The organism is Tabrizicola sp. TH137 (assembly GCF_002855575.1).
In the GTDB taxonomy this organism is placed as follows: domain Bacteria; phylum Pseudomonadota; class Alphaproteobacteria; order Rhodobacterales; family Rhodobacteraceae; genus Paragemmobacter.
This window is the reverse complement of sequence record NZ_PKRQ01000004.1, coordinates 314,638-334,495: the sequence shown is the minus strand read 5'-3', so window position 1 is coordinate 334,495 and position 19,858 is coordinate 314,638. Positions and strand designations below refer to the sequence as shown.

General features: G+C 67.9%; 13 protein-coding genes. 6 read left to right on the top strand and 7 right to left on the bottom strand.

What is annotated here, in order from left to right; all coding sequences use genetic code 11:
* Window positions 1–16: 16 nt before the first annotated feature.
* Window positions 17–1,612, top strand: a complete 1,596-nt coding sequence (gene serA, locus C0V75_RS14340; RefSeq protein ID WP_101921628.1) for a phosphoglycerate dehydrogenase — start codon at window positions 17–19, stop codon at window positions 1,610–1,612.
* Between the two features lie 111 nt (window positions 1,613–1,723).
* Complete coding sequence (locus C0V75_RS14335) at window positions 1,724–2,458, top strand: metallophosphoesterase (protein WP_101921627.1); 735 nt, start codon at window positions 1,724–1,726, stop codon at window positions 2,456–2,458.
* On the opposite strand, the gene C0V75_RS14330 is transcribed toward C0V75_RS14335, so the two are convergent.
* Window positions 2,449–2,655 carry a hypothetical protein gene (locus C0V75_RS14330; RefSeq protein ID WP_101921626.1) on the bottom strand — a complete coding sequence of 69 codons (207 nt, stop codon included), beginning with the start codon at window positions 2,653–2,655 and terminating at the stop codon, window positions 2,449–2,451. The two genes, C0V75_RS14335 and C0V75_RS14330, sit on opposite strands and share 10 nt — an antisense overlap.
* An 89-nt stretch (window positions 2,656–2,744) precedes the next feature.
* Here C0V75_RS14330 and C0V75_RS14325 point away from each other — a divergent pair, with 89 nt between their 5' ends.
* On the top strand, window positions 2,745–3,302 hold the full coding sequence (locus C0V75_RS14325) for a DUF2585 domain-containing protein (protein ID WP_101921625.1): 558 nt from the start codon (window positions 2,745–2,747) through the stop codon (window positions 3,300–3,302).
* Here the strand turns inward: C0V75_RS14325 and C0V75_RS14320 are convergent, their stop codons facing one another.
* Window positions 3,303–4,418 (bottom strand): sugar MFS transporter, encoded by a 1,116-nt coding sequence (locus C0V75_RS14320; protein WP_101921624.1) that lies wholly within the window; start codon window positions 4,416–4,418, stop codon window positions 3,303–3,305. It lies immediately after the preceding gene.
* A 153-nt stretch (window positions 4,419–4,571) separates the two neighbouring features.
* Between C0V75_RS14320 and bktB the strand changes: the two genes are divergently transcribed.
* On the top strand, window positions 4,572–5,732 hold the full coding sequence (gene bktB / locus C0V75_RS14315) for a beta-ketothiolase BktB (protein ID WP_101921787.1): 1,161 nt from the start codon (window positions 4,572–4,574) through the stop codon (window positions 5,730–5,732).
* Here the strand turns inward: bktB and pbpC are convergent.
* Window positions 5,729–7,771 carry a penicillin-binding protein 1C gene (pbpC, locus tag C0V75_RS14310; RefSeq protein ID WP_101921623.1) on the bottom strand — a complete coding sequence of 681 codons (2,043 nt, stop codon included), beginning with the start codon at window positions 7,769–7,771 and terminating at the stop codon, window positions 5,729–5,731. The two genes, bktB and pbpC, sit on opposite strands and share 4 nt — an antisense overlap.
* The gene (locus C0V75_RS14305) at window positions 7,768–13,173 is read right to left on the bottom strand and encodes an alpha-2-macroglobulin family protein (RefSeq protein WP_101921786.1); all 5,406 of its coding nucleotides are present in this window, start codon (window positions 13,171–13,173) and stop codon (window positions 7,768–7,770) included. The genes pbpC and C0V75_RS14305 overlap by 4 nt, the downstream gene beginning before the upstream one ends.
* 164 nt (window positions 13,174–13,337) lie before the next feature.
* Here C0V75_RS14305 and C0V75_RS14300 point away from each other — a divergent pair, with 164 nt between their 5' ends.
* On the top strand, window positions 13,338–15,890 hold the full coding sequence (locus C0V75_RS14300; RefSeq protein ID WP_101921622.1) for a response regulator: 2,553 nt from the start codon (window positions 13,338–13,340) through the stop codon (window positions 15,888–15,890).
* 2 nt (window positions 15,891–15,892) lie between these two features.
* Here C0V75_RS14300 and yaaA read toward each other — a convergent pair whose 3' ends face one another.
* The 3 genes from yaaA to C0V75_RS14285 form a co-directional block, all read right to left on the bottom strand.
* Entirely contained in the window at window positions 15,893–16,681 is a 789-nt protein-coding gene (yaaA, locus tag C0V75_RS14295; protein ID WP_101921621.1) for a peroxide stress protein YaaA, read from the bottom strand.
* A gap of 32 nt (window positions 16,682–16,713) precedes the next feature.
* Window positions 16,714–18,756, bottom strand: coding sequence for a DNA helicase RecQ (gene recQ / locus C0V75_RS14290; protein ID WP_101921620.1), 2,043 nt, complete (start codon window positions 18,754–18,756; stop codon window positions 16,714–16,716).
* A gap of 71 nt (window positions 18,757–18,827) precedes the next feature.
* Window positions 18,828–19,115: a YggT family protein gene (locus tag C0V75_RS14285; RefSeq protein WP_101921619.1), complete on the bottom strand. Its 288-nt coding sequence runs from the start codon at window positions 19,113–19,115 to the stop codon at window positions 18,828–18,830.
* Between the two features lie 171 nt (window positions 19,116–19,286).
* Between C0V75_RS14285 and C0V75_RS14280 the strand changes: the two genes are divergently transcribed.
* A complete protein-coding gene (locus C0V75_RS14280) occupies window positions 19,287–19,817 on the top strand; it encodes an acyl-CoA thioesterase (RefSeq protein WP_101921618.1) in 531 nt (176 codons plus the stop codon).
* Window positions 19,818–19,858: the final 41 nt, after the last annotated feature.

The window sequence follows — 19,858 nt, the reverse complement described above, 5'->3', positions numbered from 1 at the left end:
TGAAATGGAGCCCAAAATGGCCCCCCGCGTTCTCGTCTCCGACGAACTCTCCGAAACCGCCGTCCAGATCTTCCGCGACCGCGGTGTCGAAGTGGACTACATGCCGAAACTCGGCAAGGACAAGGAAAAGCTGGCCGAACTGATCGGCCAATATGATGGCCTCGCCATCCGCTCGGCCACCAAGGTCACCGAAAAACTGCTTGAGCAGGCCACGAACCTGAAAGTCGTGGGCCGCGCCGGCATCGGCGTGGACAATGTGGATATCCCGGCGGCGTCCAAGAAGGGCGTCATCGTGATGAACACGCCCTTCGGCAACTCGATCACCACCGCCGAACATGCCATCGCCATGATGTTCTCCATCGCCCGCCAGATCCCCGAGGCCAACGCCTCCACCCACGCGGGCAAATGGGAAAAGTCGAAATTCATGGGGGTGGAGCTGTTCAACAAGACCCTCGGCGTCATTGGCGCGGGCAATATCGGCGGCATCGTCTGCGACCGTGCCGTGGGCCTGAAGATGAAGGTCGTGGCCTATGATCCCTTCCTGTCGGAAGAACGCGCCAAGCAACTCGGCGTCACGAAGGTCGAGCTTGATGACCTCCTCGCCCGCGCCGATTTCATTACCCTGCACGTCCCGCTGACGGACAAGACCCGCAACATCCTGTCGCGCGAGAATCTCGCGAAAACCAAGAAGGGCGTCCGCATCATCAACTGCGCCCGCGGCGGGTTGATCGACGAGGCCGCGCTGAAGGACGCGCTGGATGCAGGCCATGTCGCCGCCGCCGCGCTGGACGTGTTCGAGGTGGAACCCGCCACCGAAAACGTCCTCTTCAACCACCCCAATGTCGTCTGCACCCCCCATCTCGGCGCCTCCACGACCGAGGCGCAGGAAAACGTCGCCCTGCAAGTGGCCGAACAGATGTCCGACTACTTGCTGACCGGCGCGGTGCAGAACGCGCTGAACATGCCGAATGTCACCGCGGAAGAGGCCGCCGTCATGGGGCCATGGGTGAAACTCGCCCTGCATCTGGGGGCCTTCATCGGCCAGATGACGGATGAACCGATCAAGGCCATCAACATCCTCTATGATGGCGCGGTGGCCGAGATGAACCTCGCCGCGCTGAACCAGTCGGTCATCGCGGGCGTCCTCAAGGCGCACAATCCCGACGTCAACCTCGTCTCCGCCCCCGTGGTGGCCAAGGAACGCGGCATCCAGATCTCCACCACCCGTCAGGAAAAGACCGGCGTTTTCGACGCCTATATCAAGGTGACCATGGTCACCGACAAACGCGAACGCTCCGTCGCCGGCACCTGCTTCTCGGATGGCAAGCCGCGCTTCATCCAGATCAAGGGCATCAACATCGACGCCGAAATCGGCCGCCACATGCTCTACACCACGAACGAAGACGTGCCGGGCATCATCGGTCTTCTCGGCATGACCATGGGCAAGAACAACGTCAACATCGCGAACTTTACCCTGGGCCGCTCCGGCGTCGGGCAGGATGCCATCGCCATCCTCTACCTCGACCAGCCGATCGACCCCAAGGTCGTGGAAACGCTGGAATCCACCGGCATGTTCCAGCAGGTCAAGCCGCTGGAATTCGACGTGGCCTGACGGCGCAGGGCCGGGACGGGCAGGGCCTCCCTTGCCTATCCCCGGCCCGTCCCCTATCCCAAGGTCCGGGCCTCACGGCCCGGACCCGTTCCACAACCCCGGACAGGCACGATGCGCAGCTACGCCATAGGCGACATTCACGGCCATCTCGACCTGCTCCTGCATGCCCATGACCTGATCGCCGAAGACCGCCGCCAGACCGGCGACCATGACGCGCCTGTCATCCATCTGGGCGATTACGTGGATCGCGGCCCCGATTGCCGCGGCGTCGTCGATTACCTCGCCAAGGGGACCGAACGGGGCGAGAACTGGGTCACCCTCAAGGGCAACCATGACCGCATGTTCACCCGTTTCCTGCGCGACCCGTTCGAACCGGAAGAGGGTCTGCGCGCCGAACTCTCCTGGCTCCATCCCCGCCTTGGCGGGGCGGCCACCCTTGCCTCATATGGCGTCAGAAGTGCCGCCGACCGCCCCCTCGTCCCTGTCCATTCCGAGGCGGTAGAAGCCGTCCCCGAAGCCCACCGCATCTTCCTCGACAGCCGCCCGACCTGGCACCAGCGCGGCGAATGTGTCTTCGTCCATGCGGGCATCCGCCCCGGCATCCCGATGCCCGCCCAGACCGAAACCGATCTCGTCTGGATACGCGGCGGCTTCCTCGAAGACACCCGCGATCACGGCTTCCTTGTGGTCCACGGCCATACCGCGCTCGACCATCCCACCCATTACGGCAACCGCCTGAACATCGACAGTTCCGCCGCCTATGGTGGCCCCCTGACCGCTGTGGTGATCGAAGGTCGTGATGTCTGGCTGCTCACCGACTGGGGCCGCGAACCGCTTCAGCCCTGATCCCGGCGCAACAGGGCCCTTGCCGACAGCACCGCCGTCCCGGCAAAGAACGCCCCGGCGATCCCCACCACCTCCACCAGCCCCGGCCCCTTCGGCACGCCGCGCACGGCAAACAGGACGCCGATGCAGCCCAGCCCGAAGATCGAAAAGACAAGGCGGAACAGATGTTCGCCGCGCGTGGGTCCATACTTGCTCATGCACCAGACCTAACCCGCCTCGCGCGCATGACCAGTGGTGACAGCCCCCGCCATTTCGGCTTTTCTGCACAGAACCGACAGGGTGCCCCATGACCGACAGCCGCCTTCCCCATGTCCTGACCCTCGCCATCATCGCCTTGGCGGCCTTCTGGCTCTGGCAGGTCGGGCGCGTGCCGATCTGCGCCTGCGGCTATGTCAAACTCTGGCACGGCGAAACCGTCAGTTCCGAGAATTCGCAGCACCTGACGGATTGGTACACCCCCTCGCATCTGATCCACGGCCTGCTCTTCTACGGCCTGCTCCACCTGACCGCCCGCCGCCTCTCCTTTGCCTGGCGGCTCACCCTCGCCACCCTGATCGAAGCGGCGTGGGAGATCGTGGAGAACTCCGAAACCGTGATCGAACGCTACCGGTCCGTCACCATCGCGCTGGATTACTACGGCGACAGCGTCCTCAATTCCGTGGCCGACATCCTCGCCATGATCGCAGGCTTCTTCCTCGCCCGCATCCTGCCGGTCTGGGCCTCCGCCGCCCTCGTGATCTTCTTCGAGGCCGTGACCACATGGCTCATCCGTGACGGCCTCGCCCTCAACATCCTCATGCTGCTCTGGCCGCTCGATGCGGTAAAGGCCTGGCAGGCGGGATGATTACCCCTGCGCCTCGGCATTCACCCGCCGCAGCAGTGCCAACGCCACCAGCGCCGTCGCCAGCGTCAGCCCGGCTATGATCTGGAAGAACCCGCGCTCCCCCATCCCCTCGACCAGCCAGCCCAGGATGACGGGCGAAGAGATGCCCCCCACCAATCCCGCCGCAATGATCGTCGGCGTCACCCGTGGGTCATCCCCCATCACCCGCGACGCGGTCACGAAAAAGCCGGGGAAGAACAACCCCGCAAAGGCCCCCATCGCCATGAAGAAGGGAACGGGCGGCAACAGGACCGCCCCGATGGCGCAGAGCGCCGCCCCGACCATCGCCCCCGCATAGATGGCGAAGGGCGGCACCAGATGCGCCACAAAGACCAGCGCCGTCCGCGCGATCAGGAAGGCCACGAAGAACCCCGAAAGCGCCCGCGCCGCCGTCTCCTCGCTCGCCCCCGCCGTGATCAGCGCAGTGGGGCCAAGCCCGATCAGACAGGCCTCCACCCCGATGCAGACCACCCCGAAACACAGCAATCCCGCGCGGAAACGATAGGGTTTCGACGCGACCCGCCCCGCCTCTTCCTCGTCCCGCCCGGTGGTTCCGGCCGCCAGCCAGATCACCCCGGCGATCACCGCCACTGCCGCAAAGGCCAGATGCGGGTTCGATCCGATGGCGACAAAGGCCAGGGGTGCCGCAATCGCCCCCACCGCGAACATCGCGTTCAAGAGGCTCACCATAGACGGCCCCTTCGCCCCGAAGGCGCGCAGTACGCGCGGATTGAACACCACCGTCGAAATCCCATACCCCATGCCGAAGATCACCGATCCCGCCAGCGTCGGCCACCAGCCGATCCCGCTGGCAATGATCGCCGATCCGACGACCATCACCCCCAGCGCATGGCGCGGCGTCACATGCCGCCCCCGGAAGAACATCAGTGCCACGCCCAGGGCCGACCCGATCCACAACGCCGAGATCAGCCATCCCGCCTGCGCCACGCTCAGCCCGAATTCCCGCGCGAAGGCGGGCAAGGCCGGACCATAGAGCGACTGCCCCGCCCCCATCAGCGCGAAGGTAGCGATCCCTGCAAACAGCAGCGCGGCATGGGTGCGAAGAAGCGAAGCCAATTCAATCTCTCGGAAGGAGGGTCGCGGCACATGTCTCCCGCCAGTCCGGAACTGTCAATTGCCGCGGCACGGGGGCGTCGCAACGCGACGTCACCCATGCATCCCCGCCCAAGCCATGCCATCCTGCGCCTCAAGACAGGGCAGGGGGCGAACATGACCGACATCCACATCCTTTCCGGCGCGCGCACCGCCATCGGCACCTTTGGCGGGTCTCTGGCAGGCCTGTCCCCCATCGACCTTGCCACCACCGCCGCCCGCGCCGCCATCTCCCGCGCGGGCATCGACCCTGCCGCCATCGGCACCACCGTCTTCGGCCATGTCATCAACACCGAACCGCGCGACATGTATCTCTCCCGTGTCGCCGCCATGCAGGCGGGCCTCCCCGAAGGAACCCCTGCGATGAACGTCAACCGCCTCTGCGGCTCCGGGCTTCAGGCCATCGTCTCCGGCGCGCAGGCGCTGATGCTCGGCGATGCCGACCTCGCCCTCGTCGGCGGGTCGGAATGCATGTCCCGCTCCCCCCACACCCTGCCCGCCGCGCGCTTCGGCACCAGGATGGGCGACACCCGCGCCGTGGACATGATGACCGGCGCGCTGACCTGTCCCTTCGGCACGGGTCACATGGGCGTCACGGCGGAAAACGTCGCCGCCCAGCACGGGATCACCCGCGCCGATCAGGATGCCTTCGCCCTGGAAAGCCAGACCCGCGCCGCCCGCGCCCTGGCAGAAGGCTGGTTCACCGCCGAAATCACCCCGGTCGAGGTTCCGTCCCGCAAGGGCCCCGTCATCTTCGACCGCGACGAACACCCCAAGGCCACCTCGCTTGACGCACTCGCCGCCTTGAAACCCGTCTTCCAGAAGGATGGCACCGTGACCGCAGGCAATGCCTCCGGCATCAATGACGGGGCCGCCGCCCTGATCCTGTCCAAAGGCAAGCGCGACGGCGCCCGTGCCCGCATCATGGGCTATGCCATCGCAGGCGTGGACCCGCGCGTGATGGGCCTTGGCCCCATCCCCGCCACGCAGGCCCTCTGCGCCAAACTCGGCATGCGCCCGCAGGATTTCGACCTTGTCGAAAGCAACGAAGCCTTCGCCGCCCAGGCCCTCGCCGTCTCCCGCGCCCTGAACCTCGACCCCGCGAAGGTGAACCCGTCAGGCGGGGCCATCGCACTGGGCCATCCCGTCGGGGCCACCGGGGCCATCCTCGCCGTCAAGGCGCTGCACGCGCTGGAACGCACGGGGCAGGGGACTGCGCTCCTCACCATGTGCATCGGCGGCGGGCAGGGCATTTCCATAGCCATCGAAAGGGTCTAGCGCAGCCGCACCCGCGCCCGTGCCGACCGCCCCTCGGCGTCGATCACCGACAGGGTGGTGAACCCCGCCCCCAGCAGGGGCAGCACCACCTCGCGCGACCGCTCGCCCGTCACCATCGGCATGCCATCGGCCAGCCATGTGAACGGGGCCTTGCCCCCCTCCACCCGCACCATCACGCCTTCCGGCAACCGCTCCACCTCGGCACCGTCGGGCGGAAAGGCGACTGCGGGCGCATCGCGGGCCACGTCGAACGCCGCCCCGCGCGGGCGAAACCGCTGCAAGGGCTGCGGCAGTTGCGCATTGGCCACCAGCAGGGTCTCCGGCGGGGCAGGGGGCTGCGCCTCCAGCGCGGGCTTCAGCCGGGCAAAGGCCTGAAACAGAACCGGCGCTGCAAGGTCAGCGCCGAACACCCCCGGCACCGGCGTCCCATCTGCCCGCCCCAGCCAGACCCCCACCACATGCCGCCCGTCAAACCCGATGGCCCAGGCATCGCGATGCCCATAGCTCGTCCCCGTCTTGTAGGCGAGGCGGTTCTCCGGCGATCCCGGCGGTGGTGCCAGCCCCGCCAGAATGTCCCCCACCTGCCAGGCCGAGGTCCGGCTCACCACCCGCGCCCCCTCTGCCCCGTCTTCTTCCATCCGCCAGCGCAGGGGCAGCGCCACACCGCCCCGTGCCAGCGCGGCGTAAAGCTGCACCATGTCCTGCAAACTCACCCCGATCCCGCCGAGCGAGATGGCAAGCCCCGCCTCCCCCGGCGGCAACCGATAGCCCACCCCCGCCCGATCCAGCGCCACCAGAACCCGCGCCGGCCCCATCGCCTCGGTCAACGCCACCACAGGGATGTTCAGCGACAACTGCAACGCCTCCCGCACCCGCACCGTGCCACGATAGACCCGGTCGAAATTCTGCGGCGCATAGGTGCCAAAGCGGACGGGCCGGTCCTCCATCATCGTCTCGGGATGGGCCAGCCCCTCATCGAAGGCCAAGGCATAGACCAAGGGCTTCAGCGTCGATCCCGGCGACCGCAGCGCCTGCGTCATGTCCACGAACCCCTGCCGCGCATCCGCCCGGAACGCCGCCGACCCGACCGAGGCAAGGATTTCCCCCGTCGCATGATCCGCCACCACCATCGCGACCTGCAACCGCTCGCCCTGATGCTGCACCGTCTCGGCGGCCAGTTGCTCCAGCGCGACTTGCAGCCCCCGGTCGATGGTCAGCCGATGCACCGCCGCCAGCGGCGCATCGCGCAGCGCCCGATCCGCCAGATGCGGCGCGATAGCGGGCACCGCCCGCCGCGCCACCGGCACGACCTCGCGCTCTGCCGCCTCGGCGTGATCCGCCGTCACGATCCCCTTCGCCACGGCCCGCGCCAGCACTCGCGCCCGCGCCTCTGCCGCCACCTCCGGATGCCGGTCCGGCCTGCGGCTTTCCGGGCTTTGCGGAATGGCCACCAGCAGCGCCGCCTCGGCCGGGGTCAGCCGCCAGGGCTCCTTCCCGAAATAGGCCAGCGTCGCCGCCCGCACCCCTTCGATATTCCCGCCATAGGGGGCCAGCAGCAGGTAAAGCCCCAGGATTTCCTCCTTCGTCAGCCGCCGCTCCAGCGCCAGCGCCACCCGCATCTGCCGCAGCTTGCCCTCGATCCGGCCCGTCCCGCTTTCCTCCAGCAGCCGCGCGACCTGCATCGTCAGCGTCGATCCGCCCGACACCACCCCGCCATGCCAAACCGCCTGCGCCACTGCCCGCGCCATCGCGCGCAGGTCCACCCCCCCGTGATCGCGGAACCGCCCATCCTCATAGGCGATCAGCATCTCGACAAAGACAGGGTCCACCGCATCGGGCGAGACCTCAAGCCGCCACCGCCCATCCGCCACCGTATAGGCGCGCAACAGCGCGCCCTCCCGATCCTCCACCAAGACCGAAGTCTCCGGCACCAGCGGCGGCAGCACCGTCGCCGCCACCCATCCGTCAAACCCATCCCGCGCCACGGCGGAAAGCCAAAGCCCCGCCGCCAGCGCAAAGATATGCCGCGCCCGGATCACTCCGTCACGCTCACCCGGCCCGTCTCACCCACCGCCCGGAAATCGGGGCGATACATGTCCTCGACCGATGCCGCCGGATGCCGGAACACCCCCGGCGACACCGCCCGCACCACATAGGCCAGCCGGAAGGGCGCATTGTCCATCCGGTCCACGGCGGCAAGGAACCGGTCCTGCCGATATTCGGCATGGGTCACGAAATCCAACAGCCCCAGCCCCGAAAGCGCAGGCACAGACCCCGCCGTCATCAGATTGGGATTGTCGATCTCGAACCCGGCCGGCAGCGGATCCGCCACCATCAGCCGCGCCTCGCCACGGCCAAAGGGCGTGATCTCCAGCACCGCGATCATCCGCGTCCCGACCGCCACGGAAGAGGCATCCATCGGCGTCCCGTCCAGCGCAAAATAGCTGCGGGAAATCGCATAGCCATTGCCCGACGCCGCCTCATCCCCCTCCGGCACGCCAAAACTGGTCACGGTCAGCGTGGTATCCCCCCCGCCATTCGCCACCGCCACAGGTGCGGCCCCCAAGGCCCGCATCTGCACCAAAGGCCCCTCGGCAGGCTGACCGTCGATTGTCACCCCCGAAACCTCGGGTCCGTCGATCAGAGCATTGGCCGCCAGCAGCGCCCAGGTGCTTTCCTGCGTGGACAAGACGCCGGATGTGGCAATCCGGTCCGTCAATGCCTCGCGGTCCACCGCATTCGACCCCGCCTCCACCGCCAGCGTCAGCACCGCCGCCGCATCGCGATAGGTCGTCCCGTAGTCGGCGCGGAACAGTTGCTCCACATCCTGCGCCGCTGCATCCAGTGCCGCCCCGGCCCGCGCGAACATCGCATCCGCCCGCGCCTGTTCGCCATAGGCCGCCAAAGCCGCGCCCAACTGCGCCATGGCCGTCGGTGTGGCAAAGGCATCGCCCTTCACATCGGCGTGGTAACGCAAGTCACCGATCGCCGCCGCCCCCTCGCGCGCCAGCACCATCAGGGCATAGGCCAGCGCCTCACCGCCAAAGTCGAAATCGGGCGCGAAATTCACCTGATTGCGCAGATTGTCCAGCGCCATGCGGAAGGCAGGGTCTGGCACCTCGAACCCCCGCGCCTTGGCCCGCGACAGGAAGTCGGTCACATAGGCATCCAGCCACAGATCACCCGACCCCGGCCCCCAAAGGCCAAATCCGCCCTCCGCGCCCTGATTGGTCAGGATCTCCGCCACCGCCTCTTGCACCCGGCCCTGCACATTCTCCGCCCAGGGCAGCGACATGGCCTGCGCCACTTCGTCGAAATAGAGCAAGGGCATCGCCTTCGATGTCATCTGCTCCGTGCAGCCATAGGGATACCGGTCCAGCGCCGCCAACAGCCCCGGCGCATTCAGCCGCGCCAAAGGCCCGATGGCCAGCGTCGCCCGCGCGCCGGGCAGATATCCCGCCAGCACCGCATCGTCGAACTGGAAGGTCTGCCCCGCCGCCAGATCGAACCGCGACACGCGCACCACCTCCGGGTCGTTTCGCTGCACGGGCAGGGTTAGCACCTTCTCCAGCACCTTCCCATCCGGCGTGGTCAGCGTCACCGCCACCTCGTGGATACCCTCCGCACCCGCCACCACCGGCACGGCAAGCACCTGCTTGCCCTTCTCTGCCAGATCGACAGTCGCGGGCGCGTCGCCCACCTCCACGCCCCGGCCCGCGACGGCAAGCTGCATCGTCCCGAAGGGCCCCGTTGCATGGACAATCTCCAGCAACACCCGGCTTTCATCCCCCGGCGCCATGAAACGAGGCAGCGACGCCGTCACCACCACCGGATCGCGCACCAGAACGTCCGCGCTTGCCTGCCCGACCCCGGTCTTGGACCAGGCCACCGCCATCACCTTCACCGTGCCGTTGAAGGCCGGAAGCTGGAACTCCGCCCGCGCAAATCCATCCGCGCCCACTGCCACCGGCCCGGTGAAATAGGCCACCAGCTCTTCCGTGGGGGGCGGCGCCTGCAACCGCGCCCCCGCCCCCGCATCGCCACCCGACCGCACCACGCCCTCGGCCCCGTTCAGCCCGTCGATCAGCCGCCCATAGATGTCGCGGATGCCGACGCCCAGCTTCCTCTGCCCGAAGTAATGCCCCTGCGGATCGGGCGCCTTGTATCCCGTCAGGTTCAATATCCCCTGATCCACTGCCGCGATGGTGACATAGGCCGTCTCGCCCGCCGCCACCCCGTCCACCTTTACTGCAACGGGCAGCGCCCCACGCGGATCGACCTCGGCCGGAACCTCCACCCTGGCCGCCAGGGCCCGCGCCCCCGGGTCCACCCCGGCATGGGCCAGGCCCAGCGCGCGCGCCGGGTTCCGCCCCGCCGCCACATCCATCGGCCGCAGCACCTGCGCGGTCACATAGACACCCGCGCCCCAGTCATCCGTCACGGGCAGGTCGATGACAGTCTCGCCTTCCGCCACATCCACCGCCTGCATGGCGATCAGACGGTTCGACAGCACCATCACCACCGCCTTGCCCGCGAAACGCGGCACCAGCCGCAGCTTGGCCACATCCCCCGCCGCATAGGCTTCCTTGTCCAGCGACAGGTCCAGCGTATCCGGCGTCGCCGCCGCATCCGCCGCCGCGAACCAGCCCGCGCTGAAGGGAACCGACGTCACCGCCACCCCCTCCGCCTGCGTCACGGTCAGCACATATTCGCCCCATGTCACCGGCACCGCGATCTCGGTCGGCGCATCCAGCGCCACATCGCCCTCTGCCACCCGCTCGCGCCGGGTCACGGGTTGCCACATCCAGTTGCCGAAACTCTGATACCACTGATAGGTCGTCTCGATCCTCACCACCTCCCAGCGGGCGGCCATCGGTGCGGCCTTGCCATCCGCGCCCACCGCCGCCAGCGTGAACCGCGCCTCGGCATTCTCGCCGACCACGCCGTCGAACATCGGCTTCACCCCGATCATCGGCGCGCTCGCGGCCAGCGGCACCGTTGTCACGCGCTCCACCGGGCGCCCCGATCCTTCGGCCACCCGCACCGCTACCCGCGCCTCCAGAGGCAGCCCGGCATCCTCCACATCCGGCAGGGCCACGGTCACCGTGGCCAGCCCCGCCGCATCTGTCCGCGCCGGGTCAAGCCCCTGCATCACTGCGCTGAACGGGCTGTCATGCGGGCCAAAGCGATAGCCCTCCCATCCCGGCAGACCCGCCGCCGCGCGCAGCAGAACCTCGCCCTCCACCGCCAGATCGGCCCCCGGCGCGCCGAACAGATAGCGCGCCGTCACGCCCAGTTCCGCCACTTCTCCGGCACGCATCCCCTCGGGCAGCGCCACGTCGAAATCAATCCGCTCCGGCAGGAAATCCTCGACAAGGAACGTGGTCGCCGTCAGCGGCGGCGCGTCCGCATCCGCCAGCACCTCCATCCGCCACACGCCGCGCGGCGCACTGGCAAGGATCGGCTGGCTGATCACATAGCCGCCACCCCAGTCATTCACCACCTGCCGGGCATGTTCCACGCCGTCGGGCCGCTTCACCACCACGGTCAGGGGCAACCCCTCCACCGCCGCCGCCCCCGAATCCCGCGCCAGCGCCGTGGCAAAGACCGTCTCCCCCGCCCGATAGGCCCCCCGATCCGTCGCAAGGAACACATCCACCGGCGGCGCGGCCTCACGCCCCTCCACCCCGCGATCCGACAGATCGAATTCCGGGTCGTTCAGCGACAGGAAGGCCACATCCGCCTCGCCCTCGCGCACCACCACCATCGCGGGTGCCGCCGCCCCCACCCCCTTCGTCAGCCCCGCATCAAACCGCGCATAGCCATCCGCATCCGTTGCGACGGTCCCCAGAACCTCGTTCCCGTTCGACAGAAGCTCAACCGAAACCCCCGCCTTCGCCTCTGCCGATCCCAGCGACCGCACAAAGACATGCAGCCCATCCACCCCCGACAGCGTCGTCACCCCAAGGTCCGACACCGTGAACCACTGCCACCCGGCGGGCACCTGCCAGGCCTGCTTGCCCGGCACCGAAGCGCGCAGCGCATAAACCCCCGCCCCTTGCCCGGCCAGCGCCTCGGCCATCGGCAGGCGCGTGGTCACGTCCCGGTTCACCTCCATCCCCACTTCTGCCGTCCCGCGCCAGACCTCCGTCCCCGTCTGGGCGGTGAAATCATACTCCTGCCATTCCGCCATCGGCGCCGACAGATAGCCGTTCTGGAAGGCCCGGATCAGGTTCCGGTCCGTGACGCGATACAGCACCAGATCCAGCGCCTCGGTATTCACCGTCTCAACCGGCAGCGCAGGCTCCCCCGCCTTGGGCAGCACATAGGCCCGCCCCGGAAAGCGCACGCCGGGCGACCGGTCGCGGATGTATTGCGTGATATCCACCGACGCCGTCAGCACCTGCCCATCCGCCGCAGGCAGCCCCTCGCGGAAGGTCACTGTCGCGCGCTGGCCATGCACCAGCCCCTCGACGCAGATATCGCGGAACTGCGCGCTCACCGTCAGCCCCGGCTCGTCCAGCTGCACGAAAGAGGCATAGTCCACCCCCTTCGCCACCAGATCCTCCGAAAACGTCGCGCAGATGCGCGGGCGGGCCGTATCGCTCTCCACCCGGTTCTCCACGATGCGGAACCCGTATTGCCCCGCCGCCTGCGCCAGATAGGCTGCGGTGTCGTCGCGCTCCTGCAACGATTGCGCCAGACGCAGCGCCTTCACCGTGTCCGAACCGCGCGCGATCCGCTCCAGCGCCATGCCCATGGTGACAAGGATCGTATGCCGCTCCGCCGCAGTTTCGGCCCGAAGATAGCCGTTCACCGCCGCCTGATAGGCGCGCTCCCGCAGCGCCTGCTGATCCGGCCCTTCCACATCGCCCGCCGCCAGCGTCAGCCGCGCATAGTCCCCCCAGTCGCCTGCCGCATCCGTCAGGCTGACCACCGCCCCCATGTTCCGCGCCGCAGCCGCGAAATCGCCCTGCATCTCGGCCTCTTGCGCCGCGGTCAACCACTCCGCCGCCGTCCACGGCCCCGCCACATGCTCCCGCGCCAGCGCTTCCGCCTGCGCCGTCACCGCGCCCAGTTCCCAATCCTGCACGAAGGCGATCTCGCCGCGCCGCAGCCGCGCCCGCTCCGCCGCCCCCGCCTCTGCCGCGCGCACGGCACCGGAAAAGGCCCCCGCATAGGAAACGCCCTCGCCCGGCCCCGCCTTCAGGAAACAGCTTCCGTTCCGGGTGTTGAAGGTGAAGGCTTCGCAAGTGGCATTTGCCAGACAAGCCCGTTCACAGGCCTCCAGCGTCGTGTCGAAGGCCGACGCGATGTCGCCCCCCGGCAGATCCAGATCCTGCGAAAGAACGATGCGCTTCGGCGGCACAAGGTCCTGCGCCGCAACGGCAAATGGCGCAAGGATCAGCGCGGCGGCAAGGGCAATCGGGGCAAGACGCATGGGGGTCACCATAGGCTTCAGGGTCAAACCGATGCTGGCACGGCAGCCCTCCCCGGCGCAATGAGTCGTCCATGCCAAGGTGATGGGCGCGGCCCTTAACCCCCTGTTCACCGACAGCTTCCATGCTGTGCACGACGCGCCGCCCCTGCTTGAGTCGAGGTTACATGAACGCCACCCCGCCGCCCGTTTCGCCGCCCCCCGCCGCCTCGCTTTCGCTCGCCGAACGGCTCGCCCGTGAACGCCGCGCGCGGCTGGCGGCGGAACGCACGCTGGAATGGAAGATGCGGGAACTGGCGGCGGCACAGGAAAAACTCGCCCTGCAAGCCCGCGCCCTCTCCGAACAGATGGTCGAGGAACGGCAATCCGCCCATGCGGCACGGTCCGAAGCCGCACGCCTCAAGGGCCAGAACGAACGCTATCTGGGCGATCTCGACCGCGCCCATACCGCCGCCGTCATGGCCGAACGCCGCCTCCGCACCTCCATCGACACGATCCGCGACGGTTTCGCCGTCTTCGACACGGACAACCGCCTTGTCATGGCCAACCGCGCCTTCCTCGCCCCTTTTGCCCCCGGCAGCATCCTGCCCGGCATGGCCTATCCCGATCTGCTCGCCGCCCTCACGCCCCTGCTGCGGCTTGACGTGGCGGGTGACGACTGGGTGCAGCAGATGCTTGCCCGCATTGCCTCCGATCCGATCCCGCCGGTCGAACTTGCCCTCCTCTCCGGGCCCTCGCTGCGACTTGAGGACAGCATCGCCCGCGACGGCGACAGGGTCTGTCTCGCCATCGACATCACCGCCGAAATGCGCCTGCGCGCCGCGATCGAGGCGATCCCCGACGGTTTCGTCATCTTTGATCGCAATGACAGGCTGACCCTCTGCAACCAGACGTATCGCGACCTTTGCGCCGCCGACGGCATCACCGTCGAACCCGGCATCCGCTTTCAGGACATCCTCCGCGCCAGCGTCGCTTCGGGTCAGTTCCCCGCCGCAGCGGGGCGCGAGGACGACTTCATACAGGACCGGCTGGCCGAATTCCGCGCCGCATCCGGCCATGTCGAACTGCACCTCGCCGATGGCCGCTGGCTGCGCGCGCAGGACCGCCCCACCCCTGACGGTGGCCGGGTCGGCCTGCGCCGCGACATCACGGCCGAACGCGAGGTTCAGGAAACGCTCCGCGCCGCGCGCCACGCGGCTGAGGCCGCAAACGGGGCGAAATCCGCCTTCCTTGCCAATATGAGCCATGAGATCAGGACCCCGATGAACGGTGTCGTCGGCATGGCCGAACTGCTCTGCGGCACCGATCTCACCGAAGACCAGCGCCTCTTTGCGGAAACCATCCGTTCGTCGGGCGAAGCGCTCCTCGCCATCATCAACGACATTCTGGACTGGTCCAAGATCGAGGCGGGCCGTCTGGTCCTGCACCCGGCGCCCTTCGATCTTGAAAGGTTGATCCATGAAACCGCGATCCTCCTGCAACCGCAGGCACGGGCCAAGGGGATTGATCTGCTGGTCGATTACGACATGTTCCTTCCCACCCGGCTTGTCGGCGATGCAGGCCGATTGCGGCAGGTGCTGACCAATCTCATGGGCAACGCCGTCAAGTTCACCGAAACCGGCCATGTCCTCGTCCGCGTCGTCGGCACGATGGAAGACGGGGATCGCCTCCGCCTTCACATCACGGTCGAGGATACGGGCATCGGCATCGCGCCCGAACATGCGGACCATATCTTCGGGGATTTCAATCAGGTCGAAACCGCCGAGGACCGGCGCTATCAGGGCACCGGTCTGGGCCTCGCCATCACCCGCCGCCTCGTCGAACGGATGGACGGCCATCTCTGGCTCGACTCCGTTCCGGGTGAAGGGTCCTGTTTCGGATTTGCCCTGACGCTTCCGGTGGCCGAACGGATTGCCGCGCCGGGGGTGCCAACGGCACTGCACCATGTCCTTCTGGCCGAGGCGAACCCCGTCAACCGCGCCATTCTGGAACGCCAGTTGCACCAACTGGGCATCGCCGTCCTGCACCACCGTTCCGGGCTGGAACCCCTCTCGACGGACGGGCTGGATCTGCTCCTGATCGACGCCGATCAGGGCGCCGAGGATGGCCTTGCCCTGCTCTCCGCGCTCCGCGCCCGGGGCCATCGCGCGCCCGCGCTGCTCATGGCCGCACCCGATGCCATGGCCCGGGCCGAGGCGCTGGTCGCCGAGGGCAGCGCGCAGGCCGTGCTGGCCAAGCCGGTGCCGCGCTCGGATCTCTTTGCCGCGCTGCGCCACCTGACCGGCGCGCGGCTTCCCGCCGCCGTCGCCGAACCGCCCGCCGCGCGCCGCCTGCGCATCCTCGCGGCCGAGGACAATCGCACCAACCAGCTTGTCCTCGCCAAGATGCTCCGCGACCTCGACCTCGATCTCCGCTTTGCCGAAGACGGGCGTCAGGCCATCGACCTTTGGCGCGGCTTCCACCCTGACCTGATCTTCATGGATATCTCCATGCCCGTGATGGATGGCTGCACCGCCGCCCGCGCGATCCGGGCGGCGGAAGGCGGCCTTGCCCATGTCCCCATCGTCGCACTGACCGCCCACGCGATGGAGGAAGACAGCGACCGCATCCGCGACGCAGGCATGGATCATCACCTGACCAAACCGCTCCGCCGCTCCGCCATCCTTGATGTGCTGTCCCGCTACACAGCCCGCCTTGAGGACCGCGCCACCGCCGCCTGAGGTCAGGCCGCCGCCGCCTCGTCGCGCCGGAACACCAGCCGGTCCCCGCCGCTGGCCCCGGCATCAAAGGCATAGCCCCCCGTGCCAAAGCCGCGCAGGTCTTCTGCCTCCGTCAGGCGGTTCTCCGCGATGAACCGCGCCATCGCGCCGCGCGCCCTCTTGGCAAAGAAGGAAACGACCTTCGCCCCGTCCCCCGCCCCTTCCAGAAACACCGGTGTGATCACCCGCAGCTTCAGCGCCTTGGGATCGACCGCCCCGAAGTATTCCTGCGAAGCGCAGTTCACCAGAACACCCGTCCCCGCCTCTTCCGCCGCCTGGTTCAGGGCCTTGGAAATCCGGCTTCCCCAGTAGGCATAAAGATCGGCCCCCTTCGGATTGGCCAGACGGCTGCCCATCTCCAGCCGGTAAGGCTGGATCAGGTCCAACGGCCGCAGCAACCCGTACAGCCCCGACAAGATCCGCAACCGCCCCTGCGCCCAGCGCAGCGCATCGGCATCCAGCGTCTTCGCCTCCAGCCCGGCATAGGTGTCGCCATCAAAGCAAAAGGCCGCGGGCCACACTGCCCCCGCCGCAGGTTTCGCCTGAAACGCCCGGAACCGCTCCGCGTTCAGCTTGGCCAGGGGCTCGGATATCCCCATCAGCCCCCGCAACTCCGCCACCGAAAGCCCGCGCGCGATCTTGGCCAGCTTCACCGCCTCTGCGGCAAAGGCAGGCTCCGTCGGCTCAAACCCGCCGGGCAGCTCGCGCCGCGTCTCGTCCAGTCGTTTCGCAGGGGAAATCACGGTCAGCATGGCACTCTCCTTCGCACCCGAAATAGCCCCCGTCACGCCTCGCGCAAGACCGAAAGAAAGGCCTCGCCGAACCGCTCCACCTTCTGGTCGCCCATCCCCTGGATCCGCTGCAACTCCGTCAGCGTCGAAGGCCGCCGCTCCGCGATGATCCGCAAGGTGGAATGGGTCACCGACAGGTATTTCCCCGTCCCGTCCTCGCCCCGCGACAGCGCCACCTGCACATCGGCCAACCGGTCGAAGACCGGCCCCGCCTCACGCCCCGCCAGCCGCATCCGTTGCGGATGCAACACCTCCACCGCGCCGCAGATCACCTCAAGGAAGGCCGCGCCATAGCTCTCCAGCTTCTTCGCCCCCACCCCCGTGATCCCCGCCATCGCATCCATCGTGGCGGGCCGCCGTTCTGCCATCTCGATCAGCGTCCGGTCAGGGAAGATCACATAGGCCGGCACCCCCGCCGCCTCGGCCAGCGCCCGCCGCTTGGCCTTCAGCGCCGACAGAAGCGGCGCATCCTCATCCGACACCAGCGCCTTCACCGCCACTGTCGGCCGCGCCGCATCCACCGTATCCTTCCGCAGGGTGATCGACGCCTCCCCCCGCAGGATCGGCCGCGCCGCCTCGGTCATCCGCAGCGCGCCATGCCGCTCCGGGTCGGGCCGCACCAGATCGCGCCCCATCATCTGCCGGAACACCGCACCCCAGGCGGCCTTCGTCAACTCCCGCCCCACGGCAAAGGTGGGCAGCTTGTCATGCCCCCGTTCGCGCACCTTGTCGGTCGCCTGCCCGGTCAGAATGTCGATCAGATGCCCCGCCCCGAACCATTCCCCCGTCCGCAGGATCGCCGACAGCGCCTTGCGCACCGCATCCGTCGCATCGAACACAACGGCGGGCCGGTCGCAGATGTCGCAATTCCCGCAAGGCTCCGCCGCCTCGCCGAAATAGCCCAGCAGCACCTGCCGCCGACACCCCACCGCCTCGGCCAGACCCAGCAGCGCGTTCAGCCGCGCGTGATCCGCCGCCTTCCGATCCGGCGGCGCCAGCCCCTCGTCGATCTGCGACCGCCGCAACCTTATGTCGTCGGGGCCATAAAGCGTCATCGTCTCTGCCGCCGCCCCGTCGCGCCCCGCGCGCCCGATCTCCTGATAATACCCTTCGATCGACTTCGGCAGGTCCGCATGGGCGACCCAGCGGATATCCGGCTTGTCGATCCCCATGCCGAAGGCGATGGTCGCCACCACGATCAGCCCATCCTCGCGCTGGAACCGTGCCTCGACCTGCCGCCGCGCCTCCGGGTCCATCCCGCCATGATAGAAACAGGCCGCATGCCCCGCCTCGCCCAGGGCCTGCGCCAGCGTCTCGGTCTTTGCCCGCGTCGCGCAATAGACGATGCCCGATTGCCCCTTCCGCGCGGCGGCAAAGCGCAGGACCTGCGTGCGCGGATTGTCCTTCACCGCAAAGGCCAGATGGATGTTCGGCCGGTCGAACCCGCGCAGGAAGGTGGCAGGGGCCACCCCGTCGAACAGACGCGTGACGATTTCGCCCCGCGTCTCTTCATCCGCTGTCGCGGTAAAGGCCGCCAGCGGCACCCCCAGCGCCCGCCGCACCTCGCCGATCCGCAGGTAATCGGGGCGAAAGTCATGCCCCCACTGGCTTACGCAATGCGCCTCATCGACCGCGATCAGCCGCGTCCCGATCCGCCGCAGCATCGGCAAAGTGGCAGCCGAGGCCAACCGCTCCGGCGCGATGTAAAGAAGTTTCAGCCGCCCCTCATCCAGCGCGGCAAAGACCTCTTCCGTCTCCCCATCCGTATTGCCCGAGGTGAGCGCACCCGCCTCCACCCCCGCCGCGCGCAAAGCCCGCACCTGATCCCGCATCAGCGCAATCAGCGGCGAGATGACCACCGTCACCCCCTCCCGGCACAATGCGGGCAGTTGAAAGCAAAGTGACTTCCCGCCCCCCGTCGGCATGATGGCCAGCGTGTTGCGTCCCTCCAGCACCGCCTCCACGATCTCGGCCTGACCGGGGCGGAACCCCGGAAATCCGAAGACGGAGCGCAGCAGCGTTTCGGGATCGGTCATGGGCGGCAGGGGGCCTGAATCGGGGGAAGGGCAGGGCGAGCCTACCCGGGCGTGGTTTAGGGAGAGTGAAGTCACATGAAGGCGGCGGAGTTGTTGATCAGCACGATCCGCAGCGCATAGACCGCGATCAGCACGACCAGCGGCGCAAGGTCGATCCCGCCCAGATTGGGCAGGACAGACCGGACGCGCGAGTAAATCGGTTCAAGAATCCGGTTCAACCCGTCCCAGATCTGCGCCACCAGCGGTTGGCGCAGGTTCAGGACCTGGAAGTTGATCAGCCAGCTCATGATGATATGGGCCAGGATGATCCATTGCGCGATATCGAGGATCAACAGCAGGATTTGCAGGATCGAGGTCATTCGGCGGCCTCCGCATACTAGGGCTTGTGTCAGACCTAGCGGGAGAAGGGCCGTTTCGCAACGCCCTAGACAGTGTGATCCCCCGGAAATCTTGCATGCCCGGCGGGCGCAACGTCACCGCTTGACCTCGCGCCGCCCAGAAGGCACCCCGATGGCAACAGGAGTCGCCCGATGTATCCTTTCCTCCGCATGGCGAAAGAGTTGTGGAAGTTCCGCAACGCCCCCGCCCTTCCCATCTTGGGCACCCATGTCAGCACCCATCGCTGCTGGCCCTGGGACCTTGATCCCTGGGTCGAGCTGAACAATGGCCGCACCCTCACCCTCTACGATCTGGGCCGCATCCCCCTGGGCATCCGCACGGGGCTGAAACAGGTGCTGCTTGCCAATCGCTGGGGGCTGACTGTGGCAGGCAATACCGTCCGCTACCGCCGCCGCGTCCGCGCTTTCGATGCGGTGACGATCCACAGCCGCTGCATCGGCTGGGATCACCGCTTCCTCTACATCGAACAGTCGATGTGGAAGGGCGATGATTGCACCAGCCATCAGGTCATCCGTTCCGCCGTCACGTCGAAAGACGGCATCGTGGCCCCCTCCCGCGTCCTGGCCGCCATGGGCCAGCCGGTGGACAGCCCGGCCTTGCCGGATTTCGTGCAGGCCTGGATCGCGGCCGAAGATCGGCGCGCCTGGCCGCCCGCCCGCTGAACGCCAAGCTTGCGCCACGGCCTGTTTCGCGATTCAATCCG